The following is a 17,290-nucleotide window of genomic DNA, read 5'->3' as shown; positions in this document are numbered from 1 at the left end:
CGAACCAGGAGAGCCCCGATGCGCAAGCTTGCCACCCTTCTCGCCCTTACCGCCGCGCTCCCTGCCGCTGCTCAGCTCGCGCGCGGCGCCCGCGCGCCCGATTTCACGACCCGGGGCGCGCTCGCTGGCAAGGAGTTCGCCCTGAACCTCAAGGCTCAGCTCAAGAAGGGTCCCGTCGTCCTCTATTTCTACCCGATGTCCTTCACGCCCGGGTGCAGCGCCGAAGCCCAGGCCTTTGCCGCCGCGACGCCCGAATTCAGAAAAGCCGGCGCGACCGTCATCGGCATGGCCGCCGATCCGATCGACAAGCTGAAGGACTTCTCGACCAAGGATTGCGCCAGCAAGTTCGCGGTGGCCCAGGCCACCCCGCCGATCATTGCGGGTTATGACGTCGCACTCATCGCCGCCGGCGCGAACACCGGCAAGACCAGCCGGACCAGCTATGTCATCGCACCCGATGGCAAGGTGCTCTATGCGCATAGCGAGATGAGCCCCGCCAACCATGTCAAGAACACCCTCGCGGCCGTGCGCGAGTGGCGCGCCAGGAAGCGCTAAGCCGCAGCAATCCTAGCCCGTAACGTAACCGAAATGGGCTAAATCTCCGTTCATCATGCGGGTCGGCTTCACCGGATATTAGCAGTTCCGCCCTATCCCACCGGCATCAGATGCGTTGGCGGGCCGGTAGACGCCCGAAGCATGGGGACGAAACTATGGGCGTGGCGAGGGCGGTTCGTGCCGTCGGGCAGGGGGAAGACCCGGCCCGGCAGCTCTACGAACGCATCGGCGCATTTCTGTTCGACCAGCGGCTGGAGCCCGATCCGGCCAACTTCGCCTTTGCCTGGACGCTGCTGCATGACCCTGCCGGGCCGTTGGCCAAGGCGGTGGCGGTGCTGACCGACGGCGGTGTCCGGCTGACCAAGCGTGACATAGAGTCGCTGGGTGAGGAAGCGCCGAGCAACGCGCGCGGCGCCCGCGAAAAGGCCGACGGCCTGGTCGCGCGCACGCAGCTTCAGGTCGAAGGCTTTACCGATATGGTCCAGGCGATCCGCGCCGAGACCGAGGATTTCGGCCGTGACCTGGCGGCGAGCGCGGACGCGATCCGCCGCTCGGGCGCTGGCCTGGAAAATTCGCTGCTCGACGATGTCTCGCGCATTACCGCCGCCATGGTTCAGCGCGTGCACAGCGCCGAAACGCGGCTGGAAAGCGTGACGCGCGAAGCGACCGAATTGCGCAGCAAGCTTGAGGAAGCGCGCGATAATGCCCGGCGCGATCCGCTCACCGACCTTCCCAATCGCCGCGCGTTCGAAGAAGCCTATGCAGCGCAGGTCGCCGCGGGCACCCCGCTGTGCATCGCCGTGTGCGACATCGATCACTTCAAGCACGTCAACGACCGGTTCGGCCATGTCGTCGGCGATCGCGTCCTGCGAACCATCGCGGGTGCGTTGACGCAAAGCTGCCCGGGCCATCTCGTCGCTCGCTATGGCGGCGAAGAGTTCGCGATCCTGTTCAGCGGCATCGACCTCGCGACAGCGCGAGCGACAATCGATCACGCCCGCGCTTCGGTCGCGGCCAAGCGTTACCGGTTGCGCGAAACGGATTCCCCGCTCGGCGAAATCACCTTTTCGGCCGGCCTGACGCGCGTCGATCCCGACATGAAGTTCGGCACGAACTTCCATCGGGCGGACATCCTACTCTATCGCGCCAAGGCAGACGGTCGCAATCGCGTCGAGACCGATTGATCGCAAAATTTCCCAACAAGCGTGGTGCAATTCACCACGCCAGCGAGCAACATAATTACTAGTGTTGGATTTTCAGACACTTACAGAATTGGCACGATCCCTGCTGATGAATGAGCATCGCCGGCAAGTCCGGTATCACAAGCACAGGGATACAGATCATGGCACTTCGTTTTGAAAACCTCGCTCGCTACGCAGTCTCGTTCGTCGGCGCTGCCACGGTCACGGTGATGCTGATCGCCAACGCCGTCAGCATGGGTCCGGTCGCATGACGGGTCCTGCCAATGCCACGGCTGTCACGCGCCAGTTCGCCATCGCCATCGGCTCGTTCGGGCTGACTGCGATGCTCATCTTTCACACGGTTCAGGGTTCGGGCGTCATCGCCTGAACCCGCGACCTTGCCAAGCCGGCCGCTAGGTCGCTCGCGCATCTTCGGGCGCGCCGCCCTCATCCTTGCCCTTGCCGATGAAGCTGATCCGGCCTTCGGGTTCCAGGATCGCCCAGGCGACATCCTCCATCCGCGCGATCCCCGCCAGCCGCATTTCTGATTCGATCTCCCGCCGCGTCAGCCGGTCGCGGCGCAGGTTCCGCTCGATCAATTCGCCGCCGCGAATCAGCACGCGTGGCTCGCCCTCGATCCATTTCTGCGCGCGCGGCCATTTATAGACGATCCAGCCCAGCACCACCGTCCAGAAGGCAAAGGTGCCGATCGCCAAGGTCGCGCCGGTCAGGCTGAAGTCGTTGTGCGTGACGCCCTGCTGGATCAGGTCGCCCAGCACCACCAGCATCACCAGCTCGAACGGCGTCATCTGTCCAAGTTCACGCTTGCCCATCAGGCGCAGCAACCCGAACAGGATGGCGAACATCACGGTCGCGCGAATGACAATGTCCATTACGGCAACACCCGAATGTCGAGCGGTACGCTCGCGAGGGTCCGGTCATCGTCCGCCAGCGCGATCGTGCCGCGCGTACCGGCGAACAGCGGCGGGTTGATCTGTCCGTCGACCTTGATGTCGAGCGTTTCGCCAGCCTTAAGCTCGCCATAGTCGAACCGGAATTCGCCGCGCTGTGCCGTCTCCTCGGACGGCGCGGGGATCATCGTGTTGATCGTCATGTCGCGCCACAGGCTTGCCGGAACCACCAGCACCGCCCTGCCGATCGGCTGCTTCGCTTCGATCCGGATGCGCATCTCGAAAAATTCGCCATTGCGGATCCGCCGCGGCACAGTCACCTCCAGCCGCGCGGCCGCCGCCTGCGTCACCAACGGACGCGACTTGCCGCCGCCGAACGCGCCCAGCAGCGCCGCCAGCATCAGCGCACTCAGCAGGGCGAGCGACAGCCAGTTCCATTGGCCGCCGCGCCCCTCGAAGTGGCGGGTGGCGATGCCCTGGGGAAGGTCGTGCGCTGAGTCTTTCATCGGTTCGAAGGCGCAACGAACCGACTGCGGGGAAGTTTCCGGAACCCCTTGTCCCGCCTGTGGTTTTCCAGCCACGCAGCGGAGACATGCCATGACCGAGACCGCCGAAATGATCCATGAAGATGCGCTGCCCGGCGACGAGCACAAGCTCGATCCCGCGCCGCAGTGGCAGCCGCGCTACCCGGGCTCAGGCCGCCTCGCCGGCAAGGTCGCGCTGATTACCGGTGCCGACAGCGGGATCGGTCGCGCCGTTGCCGCACTTTATGCGCGCGAGGGCGCCGACGTCGCAATCCTCTATCTGCTCGAGGACAAGGACGCAGCCGATACCAGGGCGATCGTCGAAGCGGAGGGCCGCCGCGCGATCACGATCAAGGCGGACGTGGGGTCGAAGAAGATGTGCGAGCGGGCGGTCGCTCAGGTCATCGACGAGCTCGGCCGGCTTGATATCCTCGTCAACAATGCCGGCGAGCAGCACCCCGACAAGGACATTCGCGACATCACCGAGGACCAGCTGCAGCGCACGTTCCAGACCAACATCTTCGGCATGTTCTATCTGGTGCAGGCCGCGCTTCCGCACCTGTCCGAGGGGTCCACGATCATCAACTGCACCAGCGTGACGATGTATCAGGGCGAGAAGGAACTACTCGACTATTCGAGCACGAAGGGCGCGATCACCGCCTTCACCCGCTCGCTCTCGGAGAATCTGGTGGGCAAGGGTATCCGCGTGAACGCGGTCGCACCCGGCCCGATCTGGACGCCGCTCAACCCCTGTGGCGGCGCGTCGCCCGAAAAGCTCGAAAGCTTCGGCGAAAACACCCCGATGGGCCGTCCGGGCCAGCCCAATGAAGTTGCGCCCAGCTTTCTGTTCCTGGCGTGCGAAGATTCAAGCTACATGTCCGGTCAGGTGCTGCATCCCAATGGCGGAACGATCGTGAACGGTTAGGCGCGGCTTCGATTGATTTCAGTCGATTGACGCGTATCGGGCGGGAGCGCATGGGCCGGCCATGCGCTTCTTCTCCGACAACGCCGCGCCTGCCTGCCCGCAAGTCATCGCTGCCATCGGCGAAGCCAATGTTCAGGACACCGCCTATGACGGCGATGGCTGGAGCGCGCGGCTCGATGCCCGCTTCTCACAGCTGTTCGAAACCGACGTGGCGGTGCTGTGGGTGCCCACCGGAACGGCGGCCAACTGCCTTGCCCTCGCCGCACTCTGCCCACCCTATGGCGGCATCGTCTGCCATCGCGAAGCACATATCCAGGCCGATGAGGCCGGTGCGCCCGAATTTTTCACCCATGGTGCCAAGCTGTTGCTGGCCGAGGGATCTGGCGCAAAGCTGACGCCGGACGCGATCCGTGCGACCATCGACCCGATCCGGCCTGGCGTCCACTGGGTCCAGCCGCACGCCGTCTCGATCACCAATGCCACCGAATACGGCTTGGCCTATACGCCTGCGGAGGTTGCGGCGATCGGCGCACTCGCGCGCGAACGCGGCCTCAAACTGCACATGGACGGCGCACGCTTCGCCAATGCGGTCGCGTATCTCGATTGCACGCCGGCCGATCTGACCTGGCGCGCCGGGGTGGATGCTTTGAGCTTCGGCTTCATCAAGAATGGCGGCCTTGGCGCAGAGGCGCTGATCTTCTTCGATCCTGCAATGGGCGAGGCGACGCGCATCCGCCGCAAGCGCGCGGGGCATCTGCAATCGAAGGGTCGCTTCCTCGCCGCGCAGCTGCTTGCGATGCTCGACGACGATCTGTGGCTGCGCAATGCGCGCGCGGCCAATGCCGGCGCCGCGCTGCTGGCACAGGCGGCCGGCGACCGGCTGGTCCATCCGGTCGAATCGAACGGCGTTTTCCTGCGCGTGTCGCCCGGCGAGGCAGCAACGCTGCGCGCGGCCGGCTTCGATTTCTACGATTGGGGGCCGGGCGAGGCGCGATTGATGGTCGCCTGGGACCAGGGACCCGAAGCGATCGGGCCGCTCGCCGACGCGATCCGCGCCCTGTGAGCGACGCTGCCAAGCCCAATTCGACGAAGCTTGCGGTCCTGATCCCGTTCGGCATCGTCACGCTGATCTGGGGTTCGACCTGGATCGTCATCGCCGATCAGCTCGGCGTCGTCCCTCCCACCTGGTCGGTCACCTACCGCTTCCTCCTTGCCGGCATCACCATGGCCGCTTGGGCGGCGATCAAGCGCGAGACATTCTGGCTTCCGCCGCGCGGCCTCGCCTTTGCCGCGGCACTCGGCCTGTTCCAGTTCGTGCTCAACTTCAACTTCGTCTACCGGGCCGAGGCGCATGTCACCTCAGGGCTTGTCGCGGTCGTGTTCGCGCTGCTGCTCGTGCCCAACTCGATCCTCGGCCGCATCTTTCTTGGCCAGCGGCTGGGGCGTCAGCTGATCCTCGGCTCGGTCATCGCGGTGGCCGGCATCGCGCTGCTGTTCGTCCACGAAATCCGCCGCGATCCATCGGCGACCGACGAAGTGCTGCTCGGCATCGGGCTGACGCTGGTCGGGGTGATGTCCGCATCCTGCGCCAACGTCATGCAGGCAAGCCAGACCGCCAAGGCGTTCCCGATGACCGCGACGATCGGCTGGGCGATGCTGATCGGCGCGGCGGCGGACGCTCTGTTCGCCTTTGCCACGGTGGGCCCGCCGGTGATCGAATGGCGGCTCGGCTATCTCGCCGGCGTCGCTTATCTCGGCATCTTCGCCTCGGCGCTGGCATTCTCGCTCTATTTCGGCGTCATCCGCGCGATCGGCCCGGCCAAGGCGGCTTATTCCAGTGTGCTCATCCCCGTGCTGGCCATGTTCTTCTCGACCCTGTTCGAAGGCTATCGCTGGTCGCTGCTCGCCGGGGCGGGCGCACTGCTCGCCGGGATCGGCCTCGTCATCGCATTGAGGGCGCGCAGGCCAAACCGATAGTCAGGATAAAGCGGCCGCCAGCCCATCACGCGCTGCGCCTTGCCGTTCGCGACGCGCCGGTTTTCCGAATAGAAGGCGAGCGACGCCGGGGAGAGATCGGCCTGGTCGAGCGGCACCAGCGGCGGCACGGGCAACCCGAGCAAGCGGCAGCCGAACGCGACCACCTCGCTTTGCGGTGCAGGTTCGTCATCGGCCAGATTGTAAGCCCCTGCCGGCGCATCGAGCGCCGCGATCACCCCGCGCGCGATGTCGCTCACATGGATCCGGCTGAACACCTGGCCCGGCACGTCGATCCGCCGCGCTTCGCCCGCTCGAATCCGGTCGAGCGGGGAGCGCCCGGGGCCGTAGATGCCGGGCAGGCGGAACACCCGCGCGCCCAGGCCAAGCCACGCGCGGTCCGCCGCCGCACGCGCGCCGCGCCGTCCCTGCCCGATCGGTGCCTGCTCGTCGACCCATGCCCCAGCGCTGTCGCCATAGACACCGGTCGATGACAGATAGCCGAGCCATGCGCCGCTTTCGCTCAGCGCCTCGCCATAGGCCGCAAGCACCGGGTCGGTCTGGTCGTCGGGTGGTACCGACGACAGGATATGCGTGGCGTTCGCGATCTCGAACCGCACGCGCTCGCCGTCATGGAACGAAAGATCGCCGTTTGATCCCGTCGCCGCGATGCGCGCGTTCGGCAAGGCGGCGGCAACATGCGAAGCCGTGTAGCCAAGGCCGAAGATCAACAGACGCATTGCTATTCCCCACCCGGGCCGTCACCCCGGCGTGAGGCCGGGGTGACGAATGGGGCGGGGCAGACGATCACCCCGTCACTTCGCGCCATAGCCGCCGTACAGCGTCCCGAAGAAGTCGCCCTTCTTCCACGCCGGTCGCGCATCGGCATCGGCGATTTCGCGCGCGATGGCATAGTTTGCCGCAATGAAGCGCACCCCTTGATCCCACAGGATGTCGGGATTGGTGACCTCGTCCGACGGACGGTGATAGCGTTCGGCCAGGAAACGGTTGAACGCCGCGCCGCCCGCGCCCGACATGCCGGGCCACAGGAACACCGACGGCACTCCCTGCTGAACGAAGCGATAATGGTCCGAGCGGACGAAGAAGCCCTGTTCCGGCATCGGATCGGTGCCCACGCCCACGCCAACACTTGCCGTGGCGCGCGCGACGATCTCGCCCAATGTCGATCGCGCCGCGCCGAATGCGATCATGTCCTCGAACTTATAGGTGATGACCGGCATGTCGAGATTGACGTTGGCGACGATCTTGTCCTTCGGCACCGTCGGGTTGTTCGCGAAATAGTCGGCGCCGATCAGCCCCTTTTCCTCGGCCGTTACCGCCAGGAACATGACCGAGCGGCGCGGCGGCTTGCCCGATGCCTGGAAACGCTTGGCCTCCTCAATCAGCGAGGCGATGCCCATCGCATTGTCCATCGCGCCATTGTAGATGGTGTCGCCGTTCTTGTCGGCCTTGCCGACGCCGACATGGTCGAGATGCGCGGTCAGCACGACGACCTCGTCCTTCAGCTTGGGATCGCTGCCCGGGATCATGCCCGCGACGTTCGAGCTCGTGACGACCTTCGTCTCGGTCTTGAGCGATACGGCGAGCCGCGCGCCGCTGGCAAACGGCTTGATCACCGCCTTGCCGGCCTCGGCATCGCGTAGCGCGCCAGCCCAACCCCTGTCCCCCGCGAACAGCCGCTCACTGCCCTTCAGGCTGATCGTGCCGAGGATCGGCGTGCCTTTGGACGGCAGGTAGCCGCGCCCCTGCGCATCGGCCCAGGTCATGCGCCATTCCTGCCAGCTGTCGCCCAGTCGCGCGAACGGCCGCACCTTGGCCGAGGTGGGCGATTCCAAGATCAGCACCGCTGCCGCGCCCTTCTTCGCCGCGATCGCCGCCTTATTGGCATTACCGCCGAAATGCGCGCGCTCCTCGCCGTCGAAGCCGCCGGGTGCGCCGCTGAAGATCGCGACGACCTTGCCGCGCACATCGACGCCCTTGTAGTCGTCGCGCTTGTACTGCGGCGCGACGATGCCATAGCCGGCAAACACCACCGGCGCGTCGATCGTCGTTACCGCCTGTTCCGGGTTCGGCGTCGGCAAATAGTCCTCGCCAAAGGTGAGCGTCACCGGCGCGCCGCTACCACGGGTCAGCGTCATCGTGCCCTTGTCGACCGGCCGCGAGCTCAGCAGCGGCACCGGCTGGAGATAGGATCCGTCGATCCCCGCGGGCTTCAGCCCGGCAGCATAGAATTGCGCCGCGACATATTGCGCCGCGATCTCATATTCGTTGCTGCCCGCCTCACGGCCCCGCATTGCGTCCGATGCCAGGAACATGACATGCGCCTTCATCGCCGCCTGATCGGCCGGCAGCGCCGCGTTCAGCCGCGCGTTGGTTTCGGCCGCGCTCGGTGCCGAAGCCGCGGGCTGGGCGGCCGGCGGCGCGGCCTCCTGCGCCGTCAGCGCGGTGGACAGGGACAGCAGGGCAAGCGTCAATACAGGACGAAACATTCGCATGGCTTCCGGAGTTTGGTTTGGATGCGACGAGGTGTAGCGCGCGAACGATACACCGCAACGCGTAATTTCGTGGCGCTGACGACGCGCACCTCTTTATAGGTTCCCGCATGATCGACGCTCTCGCCGCCAGCCCGCCAAAACCGTCAGGGGTCATCCGTCGCGCCGATTATCGCGCGCCCGACTGGCTGGTGTCCGACATCGCGCTCGACTTCGACCTCGATCCCGCCGCGACGCAAGTTCGCGCGACGCTGATCGTCACGCGCAACGGGGCACACGATGCGCCGCTGCGGCTCGATGGTGACGGCCTCACCCCGCTGTCGGTGAAGGTCGACGGCATCGACACGCCCTATACGATGGAGGGCGGCACGCTGGTGATCGCGGTGCCCGGTGACGCGCACGAAATCGAAACGCGGGTCGAGATCGCGCCCGCCGCCAATACCCAGCTGATGGGCCTCTACGCTTCGGGGGGGAACCTCTGCACGCAATGCGAGGCGGAGGGCTTCCGCCGGATCACCTTCTTCCCCGACCGGCCCGACGTGCTCAGCAAATATCGCGTGCGCATGACCGCCGACAAGGCGCGCTTCCCGGTCCTGCTCGCGAATGGCGACCCGATCGCCAGCGGGGATGCGGCCGATGGCAGACACTGGGCCGAGTGGCACGACCCGTTCCCCAAGCCATCCTATCTGTTCGCGCTCGTCGCCGGCGATCTCGCGGCCAATACCGCCACCTTTACCACCATGTCGGGACGTCAGGTCACGCTCGGCATCTGGGTACGTGAGAAGGACCTGCCAAAGACCGATCATGCGCTCCATGCGCTGAAGCTCAGCATGGCGTGGGACGAGCAGGTCTATGGCCGTGAATATGATCTCGACGTGTTCAACATCGTCGCCGTGGACGATTTCAATTTCGGCGCGATGGAGAACAAGGGGCTGAACATCTTCAACAGCCGCTACATCCTCGCCGATCCCGATACCGCCACCGACTATGATTACGACGCGGTCGCCGCCGTTGTCGCGCACGAGTATTTCCACAACTGGTCGGGCAATCGCGTCACCTGCCGCGACTGGTTCCAGCTCAGCCTCAAGGAAGGTTTCACCGTCTACCGCGATCAGGGCTTCTCAGCCGATCAGGGTAGCGCGGCGGTCAAGCGGATCGAGGATGTCCGCGGGCTTCGCGCGGCGCAGTTCCCGGAGGATGCCGGCCCGCTCGCGCATCCGGTACGCCCGGACGAATATGTCGAGATCAGCAACTTCTACACCGCGACGATCTACAACAAGGGTGCCGAAGTCATCCGCATGATGGCGACGATTTTGGGGCCGCAGAAGTTCCGCGCCGGCACCGACCGCTATTTCGATCGCTTCGACGGCACGGCGGCGACCTGCGAAGACTTCGTTGCATGCATGGAGGAAGCGAGCGGCGTCGATCTCACGCAATTCCGCCTCTGGTACTCGCAGGCCGGCACGCCGCGCGTCACCGCCAGCCTCGAGCACGAGGCTGGCAGCGGCCGCGCGCGTCTCGACCTTCGCCAATCGGTCCCGCCGACGCCCGGTCAGCCGAACAAGGCGCCGATGGTGCTGCCGCTCAGGATCAAGCTGTTCGGTGCCGAAACCGCGCAGCCGATCGCCGAGGAGCAGCTCGTGCTGCTGTCTGATGGCGACGCGCAGCTGACATTCGATGGCGTGACCGAGCGCCCGGTACTGTCGATCAACCGCGGCTTCTCCGCCCCGGTCATCGTCGATACCAACCGCAGCGTCGCCGACCTCGCCTTCCTCTCCGCGCACGACGATGATCCCTTCGCGCGGTACGAAGCGATGCAGCAGCTGATGCTCGACACGCTCGTCGCGGCCGTCACCCATGGCCGCGCCGATCACGCGTCGGTGATCGAGGCGGTCGCCAACACGCTCGCCGACCCGGCGCTGGACCGGGCATTCGTCGCAGAAGCCGTGCTGCTGCCGTCCGACAGCTTCATCGGCGACCAGCTGCCCGTCGTCGATCCGGAGGCGATCTTCCAGAAGCGCGAGGCGCTGCGCCGCGACCTCGGCAAGGCGCTCGAGCCGCAATGGCGCGAGGCGTATGAGGCGGCGCGCGCCAATCGGTTCGAATATTCGCCGGCGGGCAAGGGCGCGCGGCGGTTGAAGTCCGTCTCGCTCGGCTATGTCATCGCCAGCGGCGCGGCGGACGGCGCGGACCTGGCGTTCGCGCAATTCGACGCAGCCGACAACATGACCGATCGTCAGGGCGGCCTGACCGCGCTGGTCAACAGCGAATCCGACAAGCGCCACGCCGCGCTCGACATCTTCTACAACCGTTACGCCGACAATGCGCTGGTGCTGGACAAATGGTTCCAGACCCAGGCGCTCGCGACTCGCGACGACACCGCGGCGGCGGTCGAGGCGCTGGCCAGCCATCCCGACTTCACCCTTGCCAATCCCAACCGCGCCCGCGCGCTGGTCGGCGCGTTCGCGGTCAATCAGCGTGCTTTCCATTCGGGCGAAGGGCGCGGCTACCGCTTCGTCGCCGATCAGCTGATCGCGCTCGACCAGTTGAACCCGCAGACCGCCGCGAAGCTCGTTCCCCCGCTCGGCCGCTGGAAGCGCTTCGACGCCGCGCGCGCTGCCCGGATGCGTTCGGAGCTCGAACGCATCCTCGCCACGCCTGGCCTCAGCAAGGATATGACCGAACAGGTGAGCAAGAGCCTGGAGGGCTAAACGCGCGACGGGTGACAGGCGGGACAACCGGGTCTAGATTCGCGTCAACGATCCCGGAGTCCTTAGATGCGCAAGTCCGTCCTCATCGCGCTACTTCTCGCAACTGCCGCATGCAACGGCGCGCCCGAAGCCGGCAACAACACGGTCGCGCCGGCCGCCGAGACCTATGACCTCGCCGCGCAAAAGGCGAAGATCGCGACGATCGACATGAAGCCGGACACGAGCTTCCTCACCGACGAGGAGCGCCGCGTCGTCAACCTGCTGATCCAGGCGTCCGACGTCATGTCGGACATCTATCGCAAGCAGCGCGACGCGAATTGGCAGCAAACCCGCGCCAGGATCGCCGCGGAAGGCGATGCGCTCAAGCTCGAGATGTACGACCGTTATTTCGGGCCATGGGATCCGCTCGCCGAAGAGCAAGCCTTCTGGGGCAGCGGCACGATGCCGGAAGGCGCCGGCTTCTATCCCGCGGACCTCACGCGTGAGGCGTTCGACGACTATCTCGCCAAGAACCCGGCTGAGAAGACCGCGCTGACCAGCCCCTATACGATCGTCGTGCGCGATGGCGCGAAGCTCAAGGCGATCCCCTATTCGGTCGCCTACAAGCCCGAACTCACCAAGGCCGCCGACCTGCTCAACCAGGCCGCCGCGATCACCACCAATCCCAGCCTGAAGAAATTCCTGTCGCTGCGCGCCAAGGCGTTCCTGACCGACGATTATTTCGTGTCCGAACTTGCCTGGATGGACTTGAAGGACACGCCGATCGAAGTCGCGATCGGGCCGTACGAAGTCTATACCGACAAGCTGCACGGCCAGAAGACCGCGTTCGAAAGCTTCGTGACGCTGAAGGACCCGAAGGAGTCGGCCGCGCTCGACAAGTACAAACGCTATCTGCGCGACATGGAAGCGAACCTGCCGGTCGACGAGACGCTCAAGAACTTCCAACGCGGCTTTGCCTCGCCGATCGCGGTTGCCGAGCAGATCCGCGGCGGCGGCGACAATGTGCCCGGCATCCAGACCGTCGCCTTCAACCTGCCGAACGACGAACGTGTGCGCGAAGCGAAGGGCGCGAAGAAGGTTATCCTGTCCAACGTCCTGGGCGCGAAATACGACCGCATCCTCGCGCCCATGGCACCGCTGGTGCTGGTGCCCGACCAGGCCAGCCAGGTCGCCAAGAAGTACATGCAGCTCGAAACGCTGTTCCACGAACTGTCGCACAGCCTGGGGCCGGGCACCATCACACTGAATGGACAGAAGACGACGGTCAGCGAAGCGCTGAAGGATCAGGCTTCGGCGCTGGAAGAGGCCAAGGCCGACGTCATGGGCGCATGGAACATCCTGTTCATGATGCAGAAGGGCGAGCTGCCCGCAGCCGAAAAGCCGCAGTTGTTCGCTACCTATCTCGCCGGGACCTTCCGCGCGATGCGGTTCGGCATCGCCGAGGCACACGGCCAGGGTGCGGCGATGCAATATGGCTATCTCAAGGCCAAGGGCGCGTTCGCCTGGGATGCCACGGCCGGCCGCTACCGCATCGACAACGGGAAATTCGAGGCCGGCCTGCGCGACCTGCTGCGCGAGATGATCGTGCTTCAGCACAATGGCGATTATGCGGGTGTGAAGGCATTCATGGCCAAATGGGCGGTGCTGGACGACAATGCCCGCGGCGTCATCGCGTCGATGACGGCCATTCCGGTCGACATCCGCCCGGTCTACCCAGCCAAGGTGTGAGCTTTCCCGCCGGAATAACGATCGCCCTTATGCTGCTCTCCCCTCTCCCGCTGGAAGGGTGAGGGTGACCCGCTCGATCAACGTCCCCCGCTGGCTGATCCTCCTCCTCGTCGCCTTCGCGGCGCGGGCGATCACGTTCGGCAATCCGATCCTGCATGTGGATGAGGAGTTTTACTTCACCGCCGCGCGCATGATGACGCAGGGCGCAATACCCTATGTCGATATATGGGACCGCAAGCCGATCGGGCTGTTCCTGCTCTACGCGCCGGCGGCATCGCTCGGCTACCCGGCAGGTATCTGGGTGTATCAGGCGCTGGCGCTCATCTGCCTTTTCGCCACCGCGCTGTTGACCGTGCGCCTGGCGACTCGCGCCGGCTGGGAAACGGGTGCGACGGCGGCGGGGATCGCCGTCATCCTGTGGCCGAACCTGCTCGACGGACAGGGCGGACAGGCGCCGGTCTTCTACAATCTGCTGATGATCGCCGCCGCCACGCTGGTCGCCCCGCGCAGCGTTGAGACCTCCGCCGCCCGCCGGCTGGCACAGGGCTGCGCGGCGATGGCGCTGGTCGGCATCACGTTGCAGATCAAATATTCGGCGGTGTTCGAAGGGGCGTTTTTCGGCCTCTGGCTGCTGTGGCGCGAGTGGCGCGACGGTGCGCGTCTCCCGCGCCTCGCACTATTAGCGGTGCCGCTCGCCGGCATCGCTCTCGCGCCGACGCTGCTCGCCTGGGCGATCTATGCCGGCATGGGAGAGGGTGAGACATGGCTCTACGCCAATTTCCGCTCGATCCTCGATCGTCAGTCGGACCCCCTGCCCAGCCAACTTGGCAACCTCGCGATCCTGGTGCTGATCCTCTCGCCGCTGGCGGCCATGGCGATGCGCGCGCGTCGTCGCCGCAGCGATGCGGCTACGCAGCGAGCCATGGCCAATTTCCTGTTCGCCTGGGCTGCGGCATCCTTGTTCGGCGTGGCGATCTTTGGCGCATGGTTCAACCATTACGGCCTGCCCCTGATCCCCCCGCTCGCCGCCTGCGCCGCCGGCGTGCTGGGGACGCATCGTCGCTTCGCCGCCATCGTCCTGACCCTCGTCTTCATCGGCGGGCAAGTCACGTTGCTGGTCAAGCGGCTCGAGCGCGGCACCCCGGCGCAAGTCGCCGCTATCGCGCGCGCGATCGGACCCGGTGCCGGCTGCCTGCACGTCTATTCGGGCACGACGATGCTCTATGCGATGACCGGCCGCTGCGCGGTCACGCGCTGGATCTTCCCCAGCCATCTCAGCCGTGATCGCGAGGCGGGGGCGGTCGGCGCCGACGCAGCGGCCGAACTCCAGCGCATCCTCCACCGTCGCCCGCAATGGGTCGTGGTACGCGGACCCTATCGGGGCGAAATCCCGGCCATCCGCGCGCAGATGGTCGCCGCACTCTCGCGCGATTACGTGATGGCAGGCGACATGCCGCTGGGCCGGGACCGCTATGCGCTCTGGCGAGCCCGCGCCTCGTCGCGCGCCACGATCAGCCGCGAATAGAGCTCGACCAGGGCGATCGCATGGTCGCGATCGGACAGCACCTGACCCGCTGCGCGCCGGGCGGCCGCGCGCAGGAGCGGCTGGTCGCGCGCGAACAGCCGCCGGATCGCCTCGGCGCAGTCGCGCGCGTCGCCGCCGCGATAGGTCTCGGCGAACAGCGGATCGGCCACTTCCGCGCAGCCGCCATCGTCCGGTACGATCAGCGGCAACCCAGACGCCAGCGCTTCGGATGCGACCAGCCCGAACGGCTCCTGATCCGATCCGTGGATCAGCGCGTCGGCGCTGGCCAGGATGCGGCTGAACCGCTCGCGGTCATAGACCGGGCGGAACAGCCGGATATGCTGGTTGCCCGCAATTTGCCGTTCGAGCTGCGAGCGCTGCATGCCATCGCCCAGCAGCATCAGCCCGACCGGAATGTCCGCGCCCGCCTGCTCCACCGCATCGATCACCACCGGCCAGCGCTTTTCGGCATGATGCCGCCCCAGCCCGATCAGCAGATGGGCATGCGGCGGCAGGTCCAGCTGGGCCAGCATCGCCTCACGCAGCTTCTCGTCGCGCAGCTCGGGCGAAAACCGGCTGCGGTCGATGCCGAGCGGCGCCGCCGCCGTCACCTTCGTGCCCCGCCGCGCATAGCGTTTGGCGAGCGCGGGCCCGTTGGTGACGAATGCGTCGAACATCGTCAGACACCGGTCGGTATAGCGCGTGAACCACGCGAACAGCGCCTCGGCACGCTGCGGGCTGACATGCAGCAGCCGCGACAGATTGCCGCCGATATTGTCGTTATGCGCAAAGAAGACCTTGAGCGCGTCTCCCCGCCAGCGTCCGATGACCCAGGCGGAACGCCAGAACGAACTCGTCTCGATAACATCGGGTTGCAACTGGTCCAGCAATGCGGCGATCGGCGCGTCGTGCCGGAACAGCCAATAATTGCGGTCGAAGATCAGCGGCGGCGACTTGACCCAATGGATCCGCCCGCCATCCGGGCGATCCTCGATCCGATCCTCGTCGAACGGCGCGATCACGATCAGCTCATGGCCAAGCTCGGCCATGATGCGCATCTTGCGGTCGAGATAGGTCCGCACGCCCCCGCCGGTGGGCGAATAATATTCGTTGACGTCGACGATGCGCATCGAAGGACTCTAGTTCAGCGTATCCAGGGGCGCAAAGCCGCTGACGCCGCGCAGATACTGCATGCGGAGCGTCACCATCGTCACGCCGCCGCCGACATTGACCTCGCCGTCCGACAGCAGCGGCCAGCTGCGCCCGATCCGGCGATTGGTGGGGAAGCCCGCGCCGTCCTGGAAGAAGTTGAACTTGTTGCGGCCGTCGCGATCGTGCGTGACCAGGATTGCATAGCGGCCGCGCGCCGGAACGCGGATGCAGATCGAAACCGGCCCTTCGCGGGGGGTGCGCGCCCAAACTCGGCGGAACAACTTGCCTTCGCGCTTCAGCAGCGTGTCGTCTTTTAGGAAGTCCTCGGCACTGGCTGGAAACAGCTCGAGCTTCATCCGCCCGGTACGATCGCGCAGCCCGGTGGCGGTCACGCGGATCGACGGCTCACCCCGGGCGCAAGCCTCGGCATCCTTGCCCAGCACGGGCTGCGCCGCTGCAGGCGTCGCGACCAGCACGACCAACGGCATGCCGATCCAGGCGCCGCGGCGCGTCACAGGTCCTTCTTGACCAGCCCCAGCAAGGCAAAGCCCGCGATCAGCAGCACGTGCCCCAACAGCGTAAGCGCGGCGACGAACGCCAGCAACTCGGACAGTGCCTGGCCCTGTCCGATCAGCAGGATCGCGAAATTGGCGAACAGCACGTCCTTAGCCGGCACGAACGGCAGGCGAGAGACCAGCATGCGCGCCGCCGCCAGCAGGATCCACATGCCAAGCGTCACCGCCGGCATCGCAAAATGCCATGCCAGCGCGATGAAGAGCGTGCCGCCGACCAGGCGCAGCGCGTGCATCGCGAACACCCACCACAATTCGCGCCGCTGCAACGAAAAGACGCGCCGCGAAAACAGCAGGAACGGCAGCGACATCGCCACGATGATTGCCGCGGCGGTCAGGCCAGTCTTGAACTGCCCGGGTGTCAGCAATTCGCTGGCGAGCGGCAGCGCGAGGGCGAGCAGCGCCAACGTGATCGCATTGCCGGCCATTGCCGACAGGATCGTCACGTCCTTCACCGCGCCGAACGGAGCGGCGACCATCGTCGTGCGCTGCCGTGCCCAGGCATAGAAATAGGCCTCACCCGAATAGCCGAGCACGACATCATTCGCGATCCGCTTGCGATGCAGCGCCACCATGCCGGTCGCCGGAATGCCCCACAGCCGCCGGAAGATGACATAGTCCATCGTTGGCGGCAGCAGATACATCGCGGCAAAGAAGAGGTAGAAAAGCGGGCTGACTGGGGCGGTCTGGGTGAGGCCGGCCAGTCCCTTGTCGAACAGCTCGTGACCCAGGCCGATTACCATCAGCAGCGACAGCAGCGCGCCGAGCAGTGCCGGCCAGCGGCGCTTGATAGACTGGATCGGTTCGAGACCCGACAATTCGGCCGCGTCCGGTATCGGCGCGGCCGGCTGAGCGACGGTGGTTGTCATCGAAGCGGACGCTCCCGGTAAATCAACATAGGCCAATCCGACGCCCTTCCCGGAAGCGCCCCCGCAATCCCGTCAACGCATCAAATCCGACATTCGTCCCGAAGTCGCGGCACATACCGGCACATTGCGGTTCCTAAGCGCGACGATTTG

At 65.9% G+C, this 17,290-nt stretch carries 15 protein-coding genes; 8 read left to right on the top strand and 7 right to left on the bottom strand.

The genetic code is table 11. The features are described 5' to 3' along the window. Window positions 1-18: 18 nt before the first annotated feature. Together BFL28_RS19855 and BFL28_RS19850 are read left to right on the top strand one after the other, a co-directional pair. A complete protein-coding gene (locus BFL28_RS19855; protein ID WP_069322249.1) occupies window positions 19-555 on the top strand; it encodes a peroxiredoxin in 537 nt (178 codons plus the stop codon). A 155-nt stretch (window positions 556-710) separates the two neighbouring features. Next, window positions 711-1,739 (top strand): GGDEF domain-containing protein, encoded by a 1,029-nt coding sequence (locus BFL28_RS19850; protein WP_069322248.1) that lies wholly within the window; start codon window positions 711-713, stop codon window positions 1,737-1,739. A 410-nt stretch (window positions 1,740-2,149) separates the two neighbouring features. On the opposite strand, the gene BFL28_RS19845 is transcribed toward BFL28_RS19850, so the two are convergent. Further along, on the bottom strand, window positions 2,150-2,629 hold the full coding sequence (locus BFL28_RS19845; protein WP_069322247.1) for a DUF421 domain-containing protein: 480 nt from the start codon (window positions 2,627-2,629) through the stop codon (window positions 2,150-2,152). Next, a complete protein-coding gene (locus tag BFL28_RS19840) occupies window positions 2,629-3,153 on the bottom strand; it encodes a hypothetical protein (RefSeq protein ID WP_069322246.1) in 525 nt (174 codons plus the stop codon). Before BFL28_RS19840 ends, BFL28_RS19845 begins: the two co-directional genes overlap by 1 nt. A 91-nt stretch (window positions 3,154-3,244) precedes the next feature. Here BFL28_RS19840 and BFL28_RS19835 point away from each other — a divergent pair, with 91 nt between their 5' ends. The 3 genes from BFL28_RS19835 to BFL28_RS19825 all read left to right on the top strand — a co-directional run bounded on the left by BFL28_RS19835 (window position 3,245) and on the right by BFL28_RS19825 (window position 6,073). Continuing rightward, entirely contained in the window at window positions 3,245-4,096 is an 852-nt protein-coding gene (locus BFL28_RS19835) for an SDR family oxidoreductase (protein WP_069322245.1), read from the top strand. Between the two features lie 61 nt (window positions 4,097-4,157). Continuing rightward, window positions 4,158-5,159: a threonine aldolase family protein gene (locus BFL28_RS19830; protein ID WP_069322244.1), complete on the top strand. Its 1,002-nt coding sequence runs from the start codon at window positions 4,158-4,160 to the stop codon at window positions 5,157-5,159. Next, window positions 5,156-6,073 carry a DMT family transporter gene (locus BFL28_RS19825; RefSeq protein ID WP_069322243.1) on the top strand — a complete coding sequence of 306 codons (918 nt, stop codon included), beginning with the start codon at window positions 5,156-5,158 and terminating at the stop codon, window positions 6,071-6,073. Before BFL28_RS19830 ends, BFL28_RS19825 begins: the two co-directional genes overlap by 4 nt. On the opposite strand, the gene BFL28_RS19820 is transcribed toward BFL28_RS19825, so the two are convergent. Both BFL28_RS19820 and BFL28_RS19815 read right to left on the bottom strand, forming a co-directional pair. Beyond that, entirely contained in the window at window positions 5,983-6,810 is an 828-nt protein-coding gene (locus BFL28_RS19820; protein ID WP_069322242.1) for a Rossmann-fold NAD(P)-binding domain-containing protein, read from the bottom strand. The two genes, BFL28_RS19825 and BFL28_RS19820, sit on opposite strands and share 91 nt — an antisense overlap. A gap of 75 nt (window positions 6,811-6,885) precedes the next feature. Then, the gene (locus BFL28_RS19815; RefSeq protein ID WP_069322241.1) at window positions 6,886-8,580 is read right to left on the bottom strand and encodes a M28 family metallopeptidase; all 1,695 of its coding nucleotides are present in this window, start codon (window positions 8,578-8,580) and stop codon (window positions 6,886-6,888) included. Between the two features lie 113 nt (window positions 8,581-8,693). Here BFL28_RS19815 and pepN point away from each other — a divergent pair, with 113 nt between their 5' ends. From pepN to BFL28_RS19800, 3 genes are all read left to right on the top strand, one after another. Next, window positions 8,694-11,294, top strand: a complete 2,601-nt coding sequence (gene pepN, locus BFL28_RS19810) for an aminopeptidase N (protein ID WP_069322240.1) — start codon at window positions 8,694-8,696, stop codon at window positions 11,292-11,294. 66 nt (window positions 11,295-11,360) lie between these two features. Then, on the top strand, window positions 11,361-13,022 hold the full coding sequence (locus BFL28_RS19805) for a dipeptidyl-peptidase 3 family protein (RefSeq protein WP_069322239.1): 1,662 nt from the start codon (window positions 11,361-11,363) through the stop codon (window positions 13,020-13,022). A 64-nt stretch (window positions 13,023-13,086) separates the two neighbouring features. Continuing rightward, window positions 13,087-14,547 (top strand): hypothetical protein, encoded by a 1,461-nt coding sequence (locus BFL28_RS19800; protein WP_069322285.1) that lies wholly within the window; start codon window positions 13,087-13,089, stop codon window positions 14,545-14,547. Here BFL28_RS19800 and BFL28_RS19795 read toward each other — a convergent pair. Genes BFL28_RS19795 through BFL28_RS19785 form a run of 3 tightly spaced genes read right to left on the bottom strand, consistent with a single transcriptional unit; the run spans window position 14,493 to window position 17,140 of the window. Next, the gene (locus tag BFL28_RS19795; protein ID WP_069322238.1) at window positions 14,493-15,677 is read right to left on the bottom strand and encodes a glycosyltransferase; all 1,185 of its coding nucleotides are present in this window, start codon (window positions 15,675-15,677) and stop codon (window positions 14,493-14,495) included. The two genes, BFL28_RS19800 and BFL28_RS19795, sit on opposite strands and share 55 nt — an antisense overlap. A gap of 9 nt (window positions 15,678-15,686) precedes the next feature. After that, window positions 15,687-16,214: a DUF2141 domain-containing protein gene (locus tag BFL28_RS19790; RefSeq protein ID WP_338152269.1), complete on the bottom strand. Its 528-nt coding sequence runs from the start codon at window positions 16,212-16,214 to the stop codon at window positions 15,687-15,689. Next, on the bottom strand, window positions 16,211-17,140 hold the full coding sequence (locus tag BFL28_RS19785) for a hypothetical protein (protein WP_069322237.1): 930 nt from the start codon (window positions 17,138-17,140) through the stop codon (window positions 16,211-16,213). Before BFL28_RS19785 ends, BFL28_RS19790 begins: the two co-directional genes overlap by 4 nt. Between the last annotated feature and the right edge of the window lie 150 nt (window positions 17,141-17,290).

Origin of the sequence: Sphingomonas turrisvirgatae, assembly GCF_001721295.1 — a bacterium.
GTDB classification, from domain to species: Bacteria; Pseudomonadota; Alphaproteobacteria; order Sphingomonadales; family Sphingomonadaceae; genus Sphingomonas; species Sphingomonas turrisvirgatae.
This window is presented reverse-complemented; position numbering and strand designations above follow the sequence as displayed.